Origin of the sequence: Sphingobacterium spiritivorum (assembly GCF_016725325.1) — a bacterium.
GTDB lineage: Bacteria > Bacteroidota > Bacteroidia > Sphingobacteriales > Sphingobacteriaceae > Sphingobacterium.
Genome location: NZ_CP068083.1, coordinates 3,875,613 through 3,894,099 on the forward strand (window position 1 = coordinate 3,875,613; position 18,487 = coordinate 3,894,099).

10 protein-coding genes are annotated in these 18,487 nt (G+C 38.2%); all 10 read right to left on the reverse strand.

Annotated features, from left to right (window positions below; genetic code table 11):
* Positions 1 to 466: 466 nt before the first annotated feature.
* The 10 genes from I6J02_RS16240 to I6J02_RS16285 are packed head-to-tail and all read right to left on the reverse strand — an operon-like array spanning position 467 to position 18,465.
* Entirely contained in the window at positions 467 to 1,441 is a 975-nt protein-coding gene (locus I6J02_RS16240; RefSeq protein WP_201678881.1) for a hypothetical protein, read from the reverse strand.
* Entirely contained in the window at positions 1,416 to 4,724 is a 3,309-nt protein-coding gene (locus I6J02_RS16245; protein WP_201678882.1) for a hypothetical protein, read from the reverse strand. Before I6J02_RS16245 ends, I6J02_RS16240 begins: the two co-directional genes overlap by 26 nt.
* Positions 4,717 to 5,397, reverse strand: coding sequence for a condensin complex protein MksE (locus I6J02_RS16250; protein ID WP_201678883.1), 681 nt, complete (start codon positions 5,395 to 5,397; stop codon positions 4,717 to 4,719). Before I6J02_RS16250 ends, I6J02_RS16245 begins: the two co-directional genes overlap by 8 nt.
* Complete coding sequence (locus I6J02_RS16255) at positions 5,367 to 6,695, reverse strand: hypothetical protein (protein ID WP_201678884.1); 1,329 nt, start codon at positions 6,693 to 6,695, stop codon at positions 5,367 to 5,369. Before I6J02_RS16255 ends, I6J02_RS16250 begins: the two co-directional genes overlap by 31 nt.
* Before the next feature lie 41 nt (positions 6,696 to 6,736).
* On the reverse strand, positions 6,737 to 9,682 hold the full coding sequence (locus tag I6J02_RS16260; protein ID WP_201678885.1) for a DEAD/DEAH box helicase: 2,946 nt from the start codon (positions 9,680 to 9,682) through the stop codon (positions 6,737 to 6,739).
* On the reverse strand, positions 9,679 to 10,467 hold the full coding sequence (locus I6J02_RS16265; protein ID WP_201678886.1) for a Hachiman antiphage defense system protein HamA: 789 nt from the start codon (positions 10,465 to 10,467) through the stop codon (positions 9,679 to 9,681). Before I6J02_RS16265 ends, I6J02_RS16260 begins: the two co-directional genes overlap by 4 nt.
* 49 nt (positions 10,468 to 10,516) lie before the next feature.
* Positions 10,517 to 12,283, reverse strand: coding sequence for an ATP-binding protein (locus I6J02_RS16270; RefSeq protein ID WP_201678887.1), 1,767 nt, complete (start codon positions 12,281 to 12,283; stop codon positions 10,517 to 10,519).
* Positions 12,280 to 13,479, reverse strand: a complete 1,200-nt coding sequence (locus I6J02_RS16275) for a hypothetical protein (RefSeq protein WP_201678888.1) — start codon at positions 13,477 to 13,479, stop codon at positions 12,280 to 12,282. Before I6J02_RS16275 ends, I6J02_RS16270 begins: the two co-directional genes overlap by 4 nt.
* A gap of 15 nt (positions 13,480 to 13,494) precedes the next feature.
* On the reverse strand, positions 13,495 to 17,229 hold the full coding sequence (locus tag I6J02_RS16280; RefSeq protein WP_201678889.1) for an AAA family ATPase: 3,735 nt from the start codon (positions 17,227 to 17,229) through the stop codon (positions 13,495 to 13,497).
* Positions 17,230 to 18,465 (reverse strand): exonuclease SbcCD subunit D, encoded by a 1,236-nt coding sequence (locus I6J02_RS16285; protein WP_201678890.1) that lies wholly within the window; start codon positions 18,463 to 18,465, stop codon positions 17,230 to 17,232.
* Positions 18,466 to 18,487: the final 22 nt, after the last annotated feature.

The following is an 18,487-nucleotide window of genomic DNA, read 5'->3' on the forward strand; positions in this document are numbered from 1 at the left end:
CCATAATTAATGGTTTTTATGAGAAGCAATATAAGACTTTTTGTTGGCTTATTGGCTTGAGACTTTAATAGGAAAGAGGGGAGGCTTAGATTATATTGTAGAATTATTATATTCTGTTCTAGATGGATTTATATAAATATGAACTAGATAACGCTATGTAAACGTGAATATATAAGAATATAAACAAAAAGTCTGCAAACATTATATTTGCAGACTTTTTTTGTGGAGTGGATGGAGGCTCAGATGAACCCTCAGATGAACCCTTATATCCCTCTTATACTTCTTTAAACGGCTAAAAAATAAGGATGAAAATTCTGTAAAGCAAAATTTTATAGGAGAGAATCTTAGTGCTGTGGGCAAGTCAAAGGAAGTGTCTAAGCCAAAAAAGAGGAAAGGATTACGTTCGTAACCAGAAACTATGAATCTATTAATTTTAGTCAATTATAAACAGAAAATACGAAACGATTTATTTTAACCGTGTATTATAATAATACATATCCTTTAATACATTCGTTTCCTCTTCAATCCACAGATCTTCTTTAATGAGTTTGGTTATTATTTCTTGTTCGTTGGATGAGAATACCTCTTTATCTAATCCAGAAAAAGGAACTTTGTAATTCCACCTGCTGTTGTGCTTGAAAGAATCTGATGGAAGGTATTGGTGCGGGGATGGAGGAGTCAGGATTTGGATTTCTGCGCCTCGGTTTTTTAGTTTACGCTTAATGCGTTGGAATATTTCTAATCCATGAAAATCCCAGTCGCAACTGTAATACATTGGGTATGCCAGTTCCATTTCATCAATATTGTCTAAAATTGTGATATTGTTTCCGCCCACATGCCATAGCTTAACTTCCAGTTCTTTAGCGTTCCAGGGCTGTTTGAGGAAGGATTTGTTTTCACAGAGTATAATGGCTTTTGGGGTGGGATAATCAACAACCAGTCTGTATTGCAGGTCTTTTGAGGTTTGCGGAAATTCATCTATTTCCAGGATTTTCAGTACTGCGTTGCGAACGCTGTTCCTGAATTTCAAATATTTTGAGCCTGCATAATCAAACACTTTACCCGAAAAGTCCTCTATGTTTGTGAGGTTGCCTCTGAGTTCATTCCTGCTTTCGTAAATAACCATCAAGGTACGGATATCTTCTTCGGTGAAATTTTTACCGCCGTCTGGTCGGATGCCTACCTGATTAAGAAAGTTGTAGTAGTATTGGTAAGCAGATTGAAAATTGGCTTCGTAATATTCTTCATAGCCATCGCCTGCAACCAGAACATTGCTATTGCCCTTTTTTTGGGCAATCAGTTCTGTTTGTGTCATTAAGTAACGGATATAGTCTACCTGTTGAATTTTCGCTGTCGTTTTCTTTTTTTCATACAGGTCATTCAGGGCTTTTAATACGGGCCATGTAAAATCCTTACTATGTAGTTTCTTCAAAGATTTCATTGATATTTTCTGTTAATTGTCCTCTGTGGAAGATGCCTAGTGGTGGCACATAGGTTAGGCCATTTGCATCTTTATTGTCATGCATGATATAGATATATTGTCCTTCGTCATTAATGTCGCCCGCAGTTTCAATTGACATGGTAACGATTTGGTACTGTTCTTTTTTTGCCAGTTTATGCAACATTTCGTAATTGCTTCCCAAACCTTCTGCCTCATCAATAGGCATAATCCGTATTCCCGTGCGGCCTTCATCTTCAATGAGTGATAGTCTGGCAAGGCAGAGCAGTGCATTGGCGGTATAGGTTTGTCCATTGCTTCCCGAATTTTTTTGCCCGTCTTGCTTGATTTCAAAAAGGAGATCAAAATAAGAGCGTGGGTTGAGCAGGTCGTTTACTGTAGCTTCTCTTGTTCCGTTTGCTTCGCGGAATACACTAATCATGATGTCGTCAATGTCTTGTTTGTTATTTGTTGCAAATAGGCCTGTTTCCTGCATTTCGTTGGTGAGTCGTTTTCTGAAAACTTTCATCCAATCGTCTGGATATCCAGTAGCTGGTGCATGTTGCAGTGTTGCATAATTAGCTCCTGTAATCTTATTTTTTGACAGGTAGTCGCTTATTTTCTGGACCTTGGTCAGATATCCGTTATAGATCGTAGTTAATTCTTTAAAAGTATTGTGCAGGATTTCTATTTTTCTGGAGCCAATGCGCTGCAAATCGTTTGTGAGTTCGGTCAGTCGCTTTTCAATCTGCTCGCCAATCAGTTCTTCTTGTATTTGTTGTGTAGGGAAAACGGTAGGCAATAGTTTGTTGGCGAGTACGCCTACGGAGTAGTCTTTTAAAATGGTCTTGTCTTCTATTTCTTCTGAGGCGGAGTCGTAGGTGGCTTTGAATTTACTATAAGCATCCGTACTCGGTGTTTCTGCTGGTTGTTGTTCTATTTTAATCAAATCCTGCTCGGCAATAAAATCACGATGGTGCTCTCCTGCAAATTTTATCTTTGCCTCATCAAGTTTAAAAATACTGGTATTGTAGCTGTTTTGGTACTGTTCAAATCGTGTTTTAGCTTCTGTATGTTCTGTATTAATGGCATTATGCATTTCGTAAAGCTTGTTGATAGGCGGATTGGTTTTAAACAGATCATCTTCCATTTTATGAATTTTTGGAAGTGTTATTTTTTCAGCTTTTATAAGGTTTTCTAAGTCTGTTTCAAAGTAGAGAAGCTCGCTTTCTTCTGTCTTAGCCAGGTGGTCAAAGTCGGTTGAACCGTATTGTTTGACCATATAGCTTTCAATCTGATCAATTTTTTCCTGATTGTCCTTGTTTTGTTGCTTACTGTGACTATACTTGGCAAAAGCTATTTCATGGGCTTCATTACGCTCCTTATAAGTTATTAGATGTTGTTCGGCATCATGAAAAACAGATAGGTATTTTTCCAGTTCTGAGGCTGTAAGTTCTGCAATTTCATCGATTTTGGTAAATAGTTCCTCTTCACTGGTTTTGTAAAGGGAAATTACTTTTTCTAATGCAGGATAGCTTTCCAGTTTTTCTTTTAGATTTTGTAGGTTTTGTTGTTGCTGCTCCAGATTTTTAAGCTGTTGTTTCAAGGCGTCAAGCGGTTCTCTGTCCAGTTTGATCTGGTTGGCAGGTACGTTGAGGTGCTGTTTGGGTACATTGCTTATAAATTCATGAATGCCTTTTAATTCCAGCCAAAATCCATTTTCGTCTGCTTCGAAAGTAAGCGGTTCTTTAAATAGTTTTTCAGGAAAGGGTAGGTAGCGTTCTTGTGGCGGATTGGGCGCTGTCCGCGATAGGGGTTGAAAATGGATGAGCAGGCTTTCTTGTTCAAGCGTGAGCGGCAAATCGAGCTGTTCTATTGCCCAATGGGCCAGTGAAGCTGGATTGTCCAAATCTGAGAAGACAAGTTGAGTGTTCAGTTTGCTGATAGCTTCTTCAAAGTCCTTCAATTTTTGCAAAGTCAATTTTCCTGCGGTTGCATAGTTATTGTACCAGTCAGATTGTTCAAATTGCTGTTGCAGTTTGTTTTCCGTAAGAAATTTTTCGAATGCTTTTAGATTTTCTGCGTCTGCTATTTTGGAGCGTTCTGTCTGGTGCCATTGTCTGATGGCATCAGCATCTTGTCGGTCTTCGGTAAGCCAGCTGTTTACTTTATCTATGCTGCCTTTGTATTTGGTGCTTTCATCGAGCAGTTTTTTGGCTTGTTGCCATTCTATTTCAAATTTTTCTTTTTCCTGCTCTGCATTTTTGTTATTGTTTTTTAATTCGAAAAGGATTTTATGTTGGTCTTTGATGTCGGTTAGTTTAACATTGGCCAGTTTCTTTTTGGTCAGGAGCCTTTTGATCTGCGTGGTTTGATAGTCTTGCGTAGCCTGGTTGAGTTTTGCAGCATAGCGCTCGTTTTCTTGATACCAGAAACTGACGTTTTCCAGACTGAATTGTTTTTTCAGCTGACTGTAGGTGTTGAAATCCCGCAACACGTGTTCTATTTTTTGCTCTTTGTTTCTAATAGTGGCTATTTCTTCCAGCAGGCGTTGGTGTTGCTGTTGGTCTACATTAATGTTTTGTACTTCTTCTTGGTATTTGGTAACAAGCTGTTTATGGTCGCTGTCACCAAACAGGAATGTTTTGAGGACGTCTGAATCGGTAAAAAAACCTTTTCCTCTGGAGAAGGCTCGAATAATTGCGGCATAGCTTTTCAGGCTTTGGAGGTTTTGGCTAAGGTCTACGGCGAGTATGCCATTGTTAAAAAGCAGGTGATGGTATTTTTTATTGTTTACTCCTTTGAGATAGCCTTTTTCCGAAAATCTTTTCTCCAGATTTTCCAGTGTTTCGATTTGTCCATCCAGCAACAGGTCTTTGTAAAATAGGGGTTCATTCATGGGCAGGAGTGTTTCGTCAAAATCGTAGCCTGCCTGTATGATGAAAAATTGCATTTGGGTGCTGGTGGTGTCCAGATAGCCTCCCAGAGTGATGTATTTGCGGGCTTGTATCTCGATGTTGATAAAAATATAGCCTCGTCCGTATTTGCTTCCACTATTTTTGAGGACAAGACCACTTGTGTCTCTATTGCTTACGCCTTCTGTTCCTGATTTGAATACACGGGAGCCTACCAGAAGCAGTTGAATAAAATCGGCAATCAGGCTTTTGCCGCTTCCGCTTTCGCCACTAAAATCGGTGCGGAAGTCATTAAAACGGTAGTCGCAGTTAAAGTGCTGCCTGATGTTGAGGGTTGACAGACTATAGATTTTGGGTTGAAATTTAGCCATGTTCTTTTCGTTTTATGATTTCATCAATGGTTTCTATCTGCGGGTAGTATATTCTTCTGAGTCTTTCAAACGAGGGTTGATAGGTGAAGTAGTCGCTGTCGGTTGTGTCTCTGGCTATCCAGCCCAGTTGTTCAAATTCGGCAAAGGCTTTGTAGACCAGATTTTTTAGTTTCTCATCGTTCAGGTCTGATCCTGCATCAATTTCAATGGACGATACGACACGTTGCATTTTGTTGAGGAGTTCGTCATATTCCTGATAGAGGAGGTTGATGAAATCAGATATTTTAGCGAGCTCAATGTTGCCGTCGAGTTTGTAGATTTTGAAAAAGATAAGGCCTATGAGGATGTATTCCGATTTGAGGTACGTTCGGTATTGTTTGTCGGTTGGGACTTTGCCCCGTGTGCCTTCGTGAAAGTCGATATAGAAATAGGTGTTCCATTCTTCGCCTTCTTTTTTGAGCAGCATTTCAAAGAAATCGTTATAATAAGCTTGCAGGCTTCGGTAATGTTTATCCAAAAAGGCATAGAGCGAAGTTGGTTTTGGAAAGTCGCGCTGTATGTGCATTCCCGATTTCAGGAGATAGTCTACCTTGGCAAATGTATTTTTAGCCGTTTTGTCGAGCATAAACGCATACCGTACGTTTAGGTCTTTTTCAGTATCGTCATATTCCATAGTGAAAGATTTAGATAGTGTGGGTCGTGATATTCGTTTTGGTCTACCGTGATTTCATATTGCCAGCTATTGCACTGTTTTACCAGTTTTTGGGCTGTCCGTACGGCTATGTTCAAGTTGTGCTGTTCGTGGTTGAGAATGTTGAAAAAGAAGGGCGAGAAATCGAGCTTTCCTTCGTTATCTATCTGGTTGAGGGCTACTGTTGCCCAATATTGTATCCTTTTTTTGATTTCGAGCTTTTCGATGTTTTTGGCCATCATTTCCTTAGTCTGTTCTATATCTACTGATCTTACAGCAGGAGGAAGGGGAGCTTTTCTGGCAAAGTCTCTTTCGGTCAGGATATAGAAACGAGGCACGGATTCTGGAACTCTGATGCTAAAGGGTTCAATTTCTTCGGGAAAAATCAATTTTTTTGGTTGGTTGTTCTCGCGGACATAGGTGGCATTGTCCAGCAGATAATGCAGAAAATCATCTGTTTTTCTGTCGAGTTCCCGTTGATTAAATTCGAAGATAAATTCGCGTATGCGGGGCTTTATTTTGTCGATACGAGTGCTTACCTGATCTAAATGGTTGCGTACGTTTTGGTTGTATTGCAGTACAAGATTAATGCTGTCGAGAAGTTCAATGTTGGCGGCGTCTTTGAGCATGTCCTGTATAATGTCGTCTATATCGTAAGTGATCTGAAATCCAGTGGTGAGTTCATGTACGTGCTTTTTGATGTGGTCTAGTCCTGTGCTGATGGTTTCTATTACTTGCAGGATGTTGGCCTGTGGCTGTTTGATCTGGAAACGAAAATCATCTACCGATTCGCTTACCTGCTGGTCGAGTATTTCTATTTGTTGTGCCAATTCGGTGCTTCGGGCGTTGAAATGGTCGTCCATCCAAATGAGCAGCTCCGTCGGACTTTTTTCAAGGCTTGTTTTTAGGGTGTCTAGCAGGTGTTTGAATAAGCGTTCTATTTTGGCAGGTTGGTAGCTTTCGGAGAGGCGTTTGAATACTTTTTGGCAAAATTCTTCTCCGTAGTTTTTAAAGCCATATACTTTTCTTTTCCTGTCACGCCACAGAAAAAATTCCTGTAAACGGAGGATGATGTTGTTGTTTCGGTTGCCTTCATCTCTGATGTTGGTTCCGCGTAGATCGCTAAGTACTTTATTAATGATTTGTAGGATCTGGTCTTCCGTAAATTCCTGCTTTTGGTATTTTTGGTATAAAGCAAGCAGTATCAGCCCATCTTCTCGATTTGGGATGAGCTGATAGTAGCGTGGTTTTGCTTCGGAATAGAGATCGAGTTCTTTCATGGAGAAGAGATTTTAAAGACCTTTTATTACATCAATTTATGTTATATAACTCTATAAAAATATTGATTTAGCAATTCAATTGAGATTTGGGGAATTCTTCCGTCTAAATACTCAATTAATGACAATTGATTTTTTAAAATAATTGATCTAAGCATTTCCTGATTATCATAAACTATTCCATTTCCTATAAACCAATTGGCTATTTGCTGAACTAATATTCTATCTGGAATGTTAATTTCTGATAAGTCTAATTTTAATCTACTATCTACGCCATGAATAAGATAGTTAGGCCAATTCAATATGGTGTCAGAAGTCTTTTGGTCATCTTCTTTACGCTTTGATTCAATATACTTGATTATTGAACTTGCAGAATTTTGTAACCCATATTCTAAGAATCTTATAAAGATTAGAGCATTATCAACCGTTGAATTTAAACCTTGTGCTACATCATAATACCATCCACCTTTAATCCATATGCCCAATGCTTCAATGAATTGTTCTCTTGATATATCTAAAGGAATACTATTATTGAAATCTTCAAATTGATAAAGTATGTCGAATAGAAAATCTATCCAACGACCATCTAATGGATTTTCTATTTCTGAAAAAAAATCTTGCTTGTGGTCAACCAATTCTTCTATTCTACTAAACGATCTTAAAGGAATGCCAGTGTATCTAATTAAATTAATATTTCCATTTTCAATTAATGGTCTTACTCTTTCTGCACGAAGTGAAAAAAGTTCTCTCAATCTTGTTTTTAAATTATCATTGCTTTGATAAAAGGTCAACGTGTTTTCTATTAGTGTATTGATCTCTTGTTCTAAATTTTCAACAGGTAGATCTTCTGCTAATAACTGTATTATCGAGTTGTCTATATAATCTGCTTCTTTTAATTGATCTAGTAATTCATTACTTAGGAAAGTTCTATTTCTTGTTATATAGTTCTCAATTACCTGTACTACATAATAAAGAAAACCTTTAACATCTTCCAAATTTCTGTTTGCTAAAACATCAGATAGTATAGACTGATCTTTAGGGTTAACTACTATTATAGTACCCTTTGTTTCTTTTCCTGCTCTTCCTGCTCTTCCAATAAGATTTTTTAAATCTCGCAATGGTAAAGGTTCATCAGGTTGTTGTTGACTAACATAGCGTCTAGCAGTACTAATTACAAGTGTCTTAATTGGTAAATTAACTCCTTCAGCTAAAGTATTTGTGCAGATAAGAAATTTTACTTTTTCACGTCTAACAGTGCTTTCTACTAATTCTCTAATGAATTGGGGTAAATCTCCGTGATGATATAAAAAGCCATTTTCAGCACAAATAGTCAATAAATATCCGGCTCCAAAAATGTACTTAAAATATTCTACTACTTTTTCTATTTCTGATATGTCGCAAAAAGCAATAGGTTTCGGTAATTCAGTTTCAAGCTGCTTTATTACTTCCAGTGCAAGGCCTGATACCCCTCTTCTATTGTCTTTGGTTGGAGAAAAAATGGCAACCGCTCCAGAATTTAACGATTTAAGAGCAGCCGCTACCGTTTTTGATTTAAATGTACTAATATTATAGATGCCATTTTGGGTGGTAAAATCCTGAGAAGATAAAAAGCGATTAAGAATATATTTAATTGGTAATTCTTCATTAGGATTTACTTCCAAGTTAAAGTGGCTTGGACTAACTTGATTTAAAAATGCCAGTTCTATTTCAGTAGGCCTATAATTTGATCGGGCAATGTCATTGTCTGATCCTCCAAGCCACGAATTTATAACTTCTATGTTGGGGATAATTGCAGATAAAAAAATAAATCTTCTATCAACATCTTCGTTGTTTTTTAATCTTGAAAGTAATAACTCGTAGCTGATTCCTCTAGTTGTATTATCTATTAAATGTCCTTCATCGCAAATTACTGTTCGAAAATCATCAAGAGTTCCTGATAATCCTAGTTCGATTGCCATAAATTTTTCGGGTGTTGATATTAAAACATTGGATTGTTCAATACTTAATCTGTCAGAATCTGTGACAATATTGCCACCATAAATAGTCTTAACCTTTATTCCCAACTTAGAGGTGAGATTTCTACCCAAATTATTCTTTAACTCAGAGGCGAGAGCTCTAAATGGAGCTAAATAAAGTATTTTGCTATCAGGGTTTCTGGATAATTCGTTATAAATTACTAATTCAGCGATAGATGTTTTGCCAGAACTTGTAGGCGTCTGTAAGCTAAATGCTCTATCAAAAGTTAATAGACCACTTCTAATTGCTGTTTGTTGGGAAGGAAAAAAGCTCCAAATTTGCGGACTTTTTCCTATATTAAACCTGACGTAAGTTTTCCAATCTACCTCTTTCCCATACTCTGTTAAATCGTACCAAAGATTGTTGGTTGAAAATTTTTTTAAGATAGACTTTGCTATATAGGTCAGCACAAATAAATGACTTTCTATTTGATTATCCGGAGAAAGTATGTTCTCAAAAATACTTCGAAGTGTGCTTATTGATTCGTAGTTTCCTACTCTTAGATACTCTATTATATATTGGAAATAGGGATTTTCTTGGCTTTGCTTTCGTGTGTAATTTCTTGAAAGGAAATAATAAATAAATTTTTCAATGTTAGTTTCAAATTCTTCTTGCTGAAATTGTTTGAGCAATAAAAATGAAGTTGCGGGAAAGTCTGCCAAATAATATAATGATGCGGCATATAACATATTTCGGTTGTAGTTTACGCCAGAAAAATTTTCTCTTTTCCCTTGTAACGAATATATTTCTAATCCCTTAGCTATAGAGAGCAAATCTCTTTTCACGTTATCTGATTCTTCCTCTTCAAACTGATCAAGAATATCCTGCAATTTGGTTAAAAGCGAAATGTAAAAATCCTGAGGCCGATTATAGAAAGTATAATTCGCTTGTTCTTCATTAGCTATGTTATAATCTATGAACGCCTGCCATGACTCAGATTGAGCAATCCATCGTTTAAGTTCCTGATAAATCATGTTGCTAAAATTTGAGTGAAAGTATGCTCATAAGCTCCTCTTAAGTCTTCAATTCTTATAAGTATTACTTCAAACGTATCTCTGATATCATCAGGAATTGCAGTAACATTATTTAAATGAGTGTCAGCAAATGAACCGTCAACTGTTGCTATTGCTTTAAAGTGTTTTAGGAAAGTAGGATAATTAGCCGCATCCATGAAACGACTTAATCTGTTTACAGCTTCCGCATTTCTATCATCTTTGTAACGAGTTTTTAAATGAAATAAACTTTCCCCTAAACGACTTACATAATCTTTATGAGCATCATCAATTGCTTTTTGAAGAGAGCTTTCTGTGCTGGTTGGTCTTGTAGCTCTTGCTTTTGATTCAATTGATATTAGGCTATCATCGATACTGGGATTATCAAGGTCATTCTGAGAAAAAAGAATAACATCGGTAAAATGTGCTGGATTATTTTTACTCTCTTTCCATTTCCATTTAGGTGGTCTTAAATGAGAGGACGGTAAATATTTCTCAGGAATAATATAATAACATAAGATTTCCGAAAACTCTCCTGACATAATAGTAGGGTTGTCCGGTATCTTGTCAACTATTTCGTCCGCTCTAGATGTTCCAAATTCATTCGTCCGCCAATCTAAGTCCTCATCTGTTAAATATAGACACCTAAAAGGTTGTGGTAATTTATTAAAAAAAGCATTTCTTTCTGCTTCTTTTAAAGTGAAAATAGTTATTCCATTTTCATTTGACGATTCTTCAAAATGAGTTAGTATGTCTATGTTTACCATGTTATATACATTAATCTATTCTTGATTTTGATTTTTACTGCGAGATTTATCAATCCTCTTTTTTCCATCTTTTTATAATTTCTTCAAAGCTCACATCTTTCCAGTCTTTATGCCATTCATCTTTGAATCTCACAGATTGCGATTTAGGCTGTGGATCTGGTAAATCTAATTTTACAACTGAAGGAATTAAGGTAGCATCTCCAACGATAAGACATTCACCAGAACCTAAGTTGGGTAGAATGTCAGCAATAGCATTGGAATTTTCGGGCATTAGGGCTTTGACATAACTTTGGTCATTAACATTAGTGAGCCTCAAGGATATGAAATTATTGCATTGTGAAAAAATAGTTTCTGATACTTCTGAAGGTCGTTGACTGACAACCATAAGACTTAATCCATATTTTCTACCTTCTTTGGCAATCCTCTCAATTGATTTTTTTGAAGCTTTATATTCTGCTCCACCTGCTTTTGGAATATAATTGTGAGCTTCTTCGCAAACAATCATAAATGGAATATCATTCTGTTCGTCTCTTGAATGCTTAATTTTCGAATAATGGAAGGCAAAATCAAACACTAATCTAGAAATTAGGCTTACTGTAATGCTTAATACTTCAAATGGAATTCCACTTAGGTCAATTATTGTAACATTTGATTTGTCTAAATAACCAAGAAACTGTTTTAGAATGTCTCCAAAATCAGATGTTTGAAAGGATGACCCACTTCCTTTTTTTGCATTTAAAATAAAATGTAGTCTTTTATCAGAAAGTTTTGTTTCAAGTCTAGATATAAATCTATTGAATTCTCCATAAAAAGCTCCATTGGAAGCCTTTGTCGCTGCAGCTGTAGATTGGGTTATAAAATCTAATTTATTATTGAAATAATCCTTCTTCTCTGGATCCGTTAGCAAAGTACCATTGCTCAGTTTCGGGCAATTTTCAGAAGCTAACTTTCCTATCACCTCATGATTAAGATTCCAGATATAGTTGTAGACCTCATTTATATCAAAGTAAACAGGTGTATCATAATTTACTTTGTCTTTTAAAGTTGGATTATGTTTTTCTTTATTAAGAATGACCGCTCTTTTGAATTGTGAAACTTGATTATGATGGTTGTTTTCATTTCCTTCGATAAATAACGATTCCAATTCTTCAGAGTTCATCAGCCAATACGGTAATTTCAAACTTTCTGCATCAAGGTTATTCAGATTGAATTTTTCATCACTATGGAGATCAAAAGCAGACTTGTATTCCGAATGAATGTCAAATATAATTATATGTGCATTTTTTTGTTGAGCGGCATTTTGATTCTTTTTTTTATCTATACCTACTGCATCCTGAAGTATTTTTGCTACCGTGCACGATTTTCCGGATCCAGTTGACCCAACAAGTGCTATATGCTTCCCGAAAAATTTGTTCGCATCAATTTTAAGATCGATAGTTTTATTTTGAACTAGCTTTCCGAACGGAAAGTTAAAGTCCTTATTAGAATCATAGATTAGTTGAATGGTAGAATCCTCAACAATAGAAACAGGCTCTGTAGGGCTGGGGATAACAGCACTACCTCTATGGAATTCTTCATTTTCAATATAACCTATTGGCTGTGTTTGAATAAAAAACTTCAAACCTGTATCAGAAGCATTTGACTTTATATTCTGAATAACTGCTATTACTTTATTTAAATTCCCTTCATCAATTTCCAGATACTTTCCAATTTGGAAATCTTTCTTATGTGTTTCAAATATCTTTTCGTCATTGATTTCGATTAATATTGCGTTAGGAGAACTCTCCAATACTTTACCTATTTTAGTTGTACTCATAAACCAGATGTTAATGATAATAAATATTTTATTTCGTTTATTTCTTGCGTTTTTAATTTTTCAATATTACAACCTATCGTATTTTCAAAAGAAAAGTCCTGATCAGATATAATAATTGCATCATCAAAACCTGCTTCATTTACTATGGAATCAAACTCATTTTCATGATTACATAATTTCAACTTGAACTCAATAGTTCCATCCTTAATAACTTTAAGAGGATCTCTAAGGAAACGAATGCTATTAAATGTACCTGCAACTAGTCCTCTTTCTAAGGTGAGTTTTTTCTGATCGAGAGATTTCCATATACTGTTTAGCATATCTTCACTACAGACAAGACTAAAAACAGGACATTGATTTAATCGTATTTTACTATTGTATTTCGTTACATAATCTTGTACTAGTAATGGAATATTACGTTCAAAATCTTTTATATAACTTGCATCTAGAATTACAACTCTTTTCCGAGAATTGTTATTTAATACTTCTCCTATTTGTCTCCGTCGTTGCTTTAAAAACTTAGTATAATCTTGTAGTTCTTTTGTCCATCTACTTATAGCGGTTTTCTTTTTCTTTTTAAGTTCCTTCAAAAAATCTACTTTCTTAATTTTTCGCTTTTGTTCATCATGCTGAATGCTTAATTCGGCTATAGCATGGATTGCATTAGGATAAAATATTTCAGTTGCGTCTTCAGTTGTAAATCCTTCATTTGAAAGACATACAATAACTGCTTTTTCAGTATCTGACAGAGAAGCTCCAAATTCTACTTTGAACCGTTTCAAAAATTCATCTCCTCCATTAAAACCAGAAAGTTCAGCTATATATTTTTGTAAATCTGCTGCTTTTGAATCTAATATAGAGTCTAATTCAGTTTTCGTTAGTATTTTTTCTGAACCTACAGTTTCATTAGGGAAGTGTGCATGAAGTCGATAATTTATATTTGCTGTTGGATTATTTTTGTAGTGACAAAACATCTGCAATACCGGTTTGTAAATACTTGAGAGTGTAAATTTTTGCTTACTCTCGTGATATTTACATTGAACGGCTACTTGTCCCGTAGTACTACTGATATCAATATCTTCTATAATTCCTTCAACGGTGATTTCAGTATCTTCTGACGAAAGTAATAATTCATGGAACGTTATTATGAATTGATATATAAATCCTTGTATTGTATAATCTGCTGTTCTGCTCATGATATATATATGTGTTTAGTTTCCAATAGTTTCCACCTTACTCTTCCCGCTCTGCTGCTTACTCACCTTAATCTGCACAGGAATTCGCTCAGTCATTTCCTGCACGTGGGAGATAACACCCACTTTACGCCCCTGATTATGCAACCTTTCTAAGGCATCCATGGCGATATTGAGCGTAGTAGGGTCTAACGAGCCAAAACCTTCATCAATAAATAAAGATTCTACTTTCATACGGCTGGAGGATAAGGAGGCGAGGCCCAGGGCGAGGGCAAGCGACACCAAAAATGATTCTCCGCCCGAAAGGGAGTAGACGGTACGTACTTCATCGCCCATGTCCTGATCGACGACCTGCAGGCCAAGAGATGACGGGATGCGCTCGATTTTGTATCGGCTGGTGAGTGCCTGCAAATGAATGTTGGCATAGCCCAGCAAGACATCGAGGGTGTATTCTTGTGCAATCTGGCGGAATTTTTTACCATCGGCCGAGCCTATGATTTCGTTCAGTTTACTCCAGTTTTCGGTAATGGTGGCTTGTGCTGTGATGTTTTTCAGCAGGTCGCCTATTTTATTTTTGTTGGCTTCGTTTTGTTGTATTTGGAAGTGGTTTTCTCCTTTTTTATGTCTCTTTTGTTCAGCTTCTGATTTGGCCATGTTGTTAAGGGCATTCAATTCCTCAAACGGGCGCTCGGATAAACGATTTTGTTTATGGCTGTCGAAAGCCTGTTTCCGTTCTGTAAGAATACTGTTGGCTTTAGTTACTTCTTCATCAATGGTTTGCAAAGCCGTTCGCTCTGTAGTTATCCAATCGTTGCTCAACGCCAATAATTCGTGGAGTGCTTCTATGTTTAGCGATTGATTGTTTTTTAGATTGAAATCATTAAGCCAATCCTGCATTTTTTGTAATGCGTTTTGGGCTTCGGTTTCCAAAGCTTTTAATGTGGCAGCCAATTCATCGCTTTGGGTATGGGCTTTGGTGCTATTGATATTGAGTTGTTGTTGGTTTGTTTTAAGATGTTCGAGCTGTTGCTGGGCTTCGTTTAGGGCCTGTTTTAGTTTTGCTTCGGTTTCATCAGCAGCTTGTCCCGCAAATAGGGCATTGCGTTGCTGGGTCAAGCCCAGATGGATGTTGTGTTGGGCAAGGTAGGCTTCCTTTTTTTTGCTGAGGTCTGAGGCAAGGCTTTTGGCTTGGTTTTCCAGCTCTTTTAGTGTGGCTTCGAGTGCTGCTTTTTGGCGGGTGTGTTGTTCCAGCTTTTCAGTGTTTTCTTTCCAGTTACGGGCAAAGGTGTCAATACGTTCTATGAAAATTGCAGGGGCAGTTTTCCAGTTTTCCATCCAGTCTGGTGCTGTAAAATAGGGTGTGAGGAGCTGTTCTACACTGCTTAAATCGGCGGTAGCTTTGTCTCGTTCTTTTGTATTGCTGCTTTGCTGTTCGTGATAAACAGAAAGCTTGCTTTGGATGTCTTTTATTTGGGTGGCAAGTCTATCTGTGTTTTCTTTAAGTTGCTCTAGTTGGGTTTTGGTTATATCCAGTTGTTGCTTTTTGCTCGTATGAATCTGTATCTGTGCCAATAAATTGGCTTGTTTGGTTTTAAGGGTTTGTAATTTTTCTTCAATCCAGTCTGCTTTTTTTGCATCGGCTAGGGCCTGGCATTCCTGAGCGCAATCGAATTGTTCCCAGACTTGCTTTTTGGTTGCTAATGTCGATTGTTTTGCTGTACTGTCTTCGCTTTGGCGTTGGATGGTTTGCTGTAGCGTGTTGCTTTCCTGTTCCAAGGCACTGTGCTGACTATGGCTTGCCAGATAGGTTTGTTCTTTTTCCTGATAGGATTTTTCGATTTGTGCCAGTACATTTTCCAATTGCGGATTATGTACGGCATAGGGGTGACTGGTGCTACCACATACTGGACAAGGCTCGTCATCAACTAAAGCATCCCTAAGTGTTTCTACATTTTCGGCCGATGCCAGACGTGCTTGCTGCAGGAGCTGGTAAGCCGTTTCTTTTTGCGCTTTTTCTAACGGGAGTTGTTGGGTTAGTTTTTGTAGGGCTTCCTGTTTTGTTTGATAATCAGATTGGTCTTTTAGTTGTTTCTGGTTTAGTGCTTCCAATTCTGTCAGGGCAGTATAAAGCAGCTGCCAATGGGCTTGTGCTTGTATGGTGTTTTCTACTTGTCGGTCTGTTTCGGATTTATCGAGGTTTAAAGTTTCGATAGGGGTTAATAGCAGTTCTTTGGACTGCGCATCATAGCTTTTCTTTACATTTTCCAAGCCTTCTAACTGCTGTTTCCAATTTGACTCCATCGTTGCCTTTTGGGTTTCGTCGGTCTGGATTTGATCCTGTAATTGAGCTAGTTTTGTAGCTGATTGCTGCAAGATTTCCAAAAGCTTTTGGGCATCTTGTAGTTTGGACAGGATGAGATCTTTATTTTCGGCAATTGGGCTACGGTCAGCGTGTTCTGTTTTCCAGTCGGTAATGGTTTTTATTTGAGTAATAAGATTGGTAAAATCTTCTTGTTTGGCCGTTAGTAGGGTTTGGTGCTGATTATTTGCTTCAGAAGCATTTTGAGCTTCTTCTTTGAGTTTTTCTACCTGTTCTTTTTTCTCTGCCAGCAGGGTGTCGAGTTTTCTGGCCTGTTCCAATAAGGGCAGGGCATCGGTAAGCGCTTTGTTTTTTTCTGAAAGATGGTTTTCGGCCTGTTGCAACTGTGTTTCGAGGCTTTCTTTTTGCTCTTGCAGGGTGGCAAGGGTTGCTTTTAGTGCTGTAAAGGTTGCTGTTTTTTCGGAATGCTGCTGTTGTGCATGTTTCAGGGCGTCGGCCCAGCTTTTGGTTTGCTGTGCCTGCTCTACGGTTTGCAGTTTTTGTTTGCGTGGCGAGGCTAGTATTTTAGCTTCGGTGGCACGTTGTACTGCAGTCTGGGCTTCATCGTGGCTGGTTTGCAGTTTGGCGAGTTGTTCGTGCCAGTTGATTTCTGCGGTTAGTTTTTCGATGTCTTTTTCCAGACTTTTGATTTGGGTTTCCAGCGTTTCTTGTTCATCCGACAGTGCTTTAAGTTCTTCATCCGAAAGGGTAAAGATACCTTCTTTACGAAGATTAAGGTCACGCAGCAGGAGTTCTTCTGCTTTGTATTTTTCGTAAATCTTTTTAGAAATTTCGGAATAGATATGTGTTCCCGTCAGTTTTTCGAGCAGGGAAGATTTTTCGTCTCTGTTGGCTTTCATAAAGGCGGTAAAATCACCTTGCGCCAAAAGTACGGATCTTGTAAATTGTTCGAAATTGAGGCCAACAAGTCGTGCTATTTCGTTTAGGATTTCTTGTTTTTTGCCTGGTATATCGGTGTTGGTGTTGATGTTTTTTAAGGTGATGTTGTCAGATTGCATGTTGCCATCGGCCATATTGCGGGCACGTCTTACACTCCAGGTGGCACGGTAGTGTTGTGCGTCTGTGCCTACAAAATCTACTTCGGCAAATCCGTCAGCTGTTCCGTCGCGCAGGATGCTGCGTACGTCTCCTTGATTTAAGGTACTGCCTTGTACGTCACGAATTTCTATTCCTATTTCTTTTGCCTGCAGATATCGGGGTGTTTTGCCGTACAGGGCAAGGCATAGGGCATCTAATATGGTAGATTTGCCCGCTCCGGTGGCACCGGTAATGGCAAATATTCCTGCGGAGCACAGCGGTTCGGCCGTAAAGTCGATTTCGGTAGTTCCTTCCAGTGAAGCGAGGTTTTTGATGCGTATGGCTAGTATTTTCATTTATTCGGCTGCTTGATTAATTTCCTGTGCTACTTGCTGAAAAAGTTGCAGGATTTCGGAGGGTACTTCGCTATTGTATCTGGATTGGTATGTTTTACCGAATACGTCGACGGGTTGTAGCTCGTTTAGTTTTTCGGGTGTGATAAACTCTGGTGCTTCTTGTGTGGAAGTGGGATATTTTACATCAATTTTGGCCAGTTTGACTTTTTTGCCTGCCAGTGCGGTTTCTATTTTGTGTCGTAAGGCGGGTTCGGGACCTTCGAGTAATACTCTTACTTCGAGATAGGGAGTTGTTTCGGGAGCTGAATCCTTCTTCAGCAGTTGTTCTAACAGGGCTATAACTTCATGCAATGGCTGATGGCTTAGCGGAACTCTTTGTAGTGGTACAAATAGAGGGATTTCTACGCTTTCGAGGTTGCTAATTTCCTGATCGAGTTCGAAGATAATGACCTGATGTTTGTAATTGAGTTCTGAAAAGGACATGGGTAGCGGGCTACCTGAGTAGCGGATGTGTTCTTTTCCGCCTATTTTCTGGGCTTTGTGGATGTGCCCGAGCGCTACGTATTTGATGTCAGGATGAAAGGCGGTGGCGGGTATGCATTCTACTCCTCCCATGATGAGACGTTCGGTTTTGTCGAGGTCGGTTATTTCGGCATGATGGGTGTGCAGGTGTCCCATGGCGATGATGCTTTGTCCGTCTTGCTTTTTCTGTTCGGCATGTTTGAATGCTTCGTTGTATAATGCGGTGACGCCTTCGGTGTAGGGGTTGGTACTGTCTGGCAGGGCTGGATAGTCGCCCATGCGCAGGAAGGGTATGGCAAGGCAGTGTATTTTGACATTTCCAGTGGTATCGTGTATGGGTACGATTAGTTTTTCGTAATCGATATTGCCTTCTGGGTCTTTTTCAACGAGTCCTATGATGTGGACGTTGGAGGATTGCAGCAATGGTTTTGGTGCTTCCAATCTGGAAGCGGAATCGTGGTTTCCAGCCGTTATGATAATCTGTAAATTCGGATTTGCAGTTGTGGCTTGGTTCAGAAAGGTGTAGAACATTCTGATGGACTGTGCTGACGGATTGGATATGTCGAATATGTCTCCGCTGATGAGCAGGACGTCGATTTGTTTTGATAGTAATAGCGTTACCAGCCAGTCCAGGAACTGTTGATGTTCATAGCTGCGGTCGTACTCGTGAAATAGCTGACCTATGTGCCAGTCTGCAGTATGGAGGATTTTCATAATTTCTGGTTTGGCCTTATTT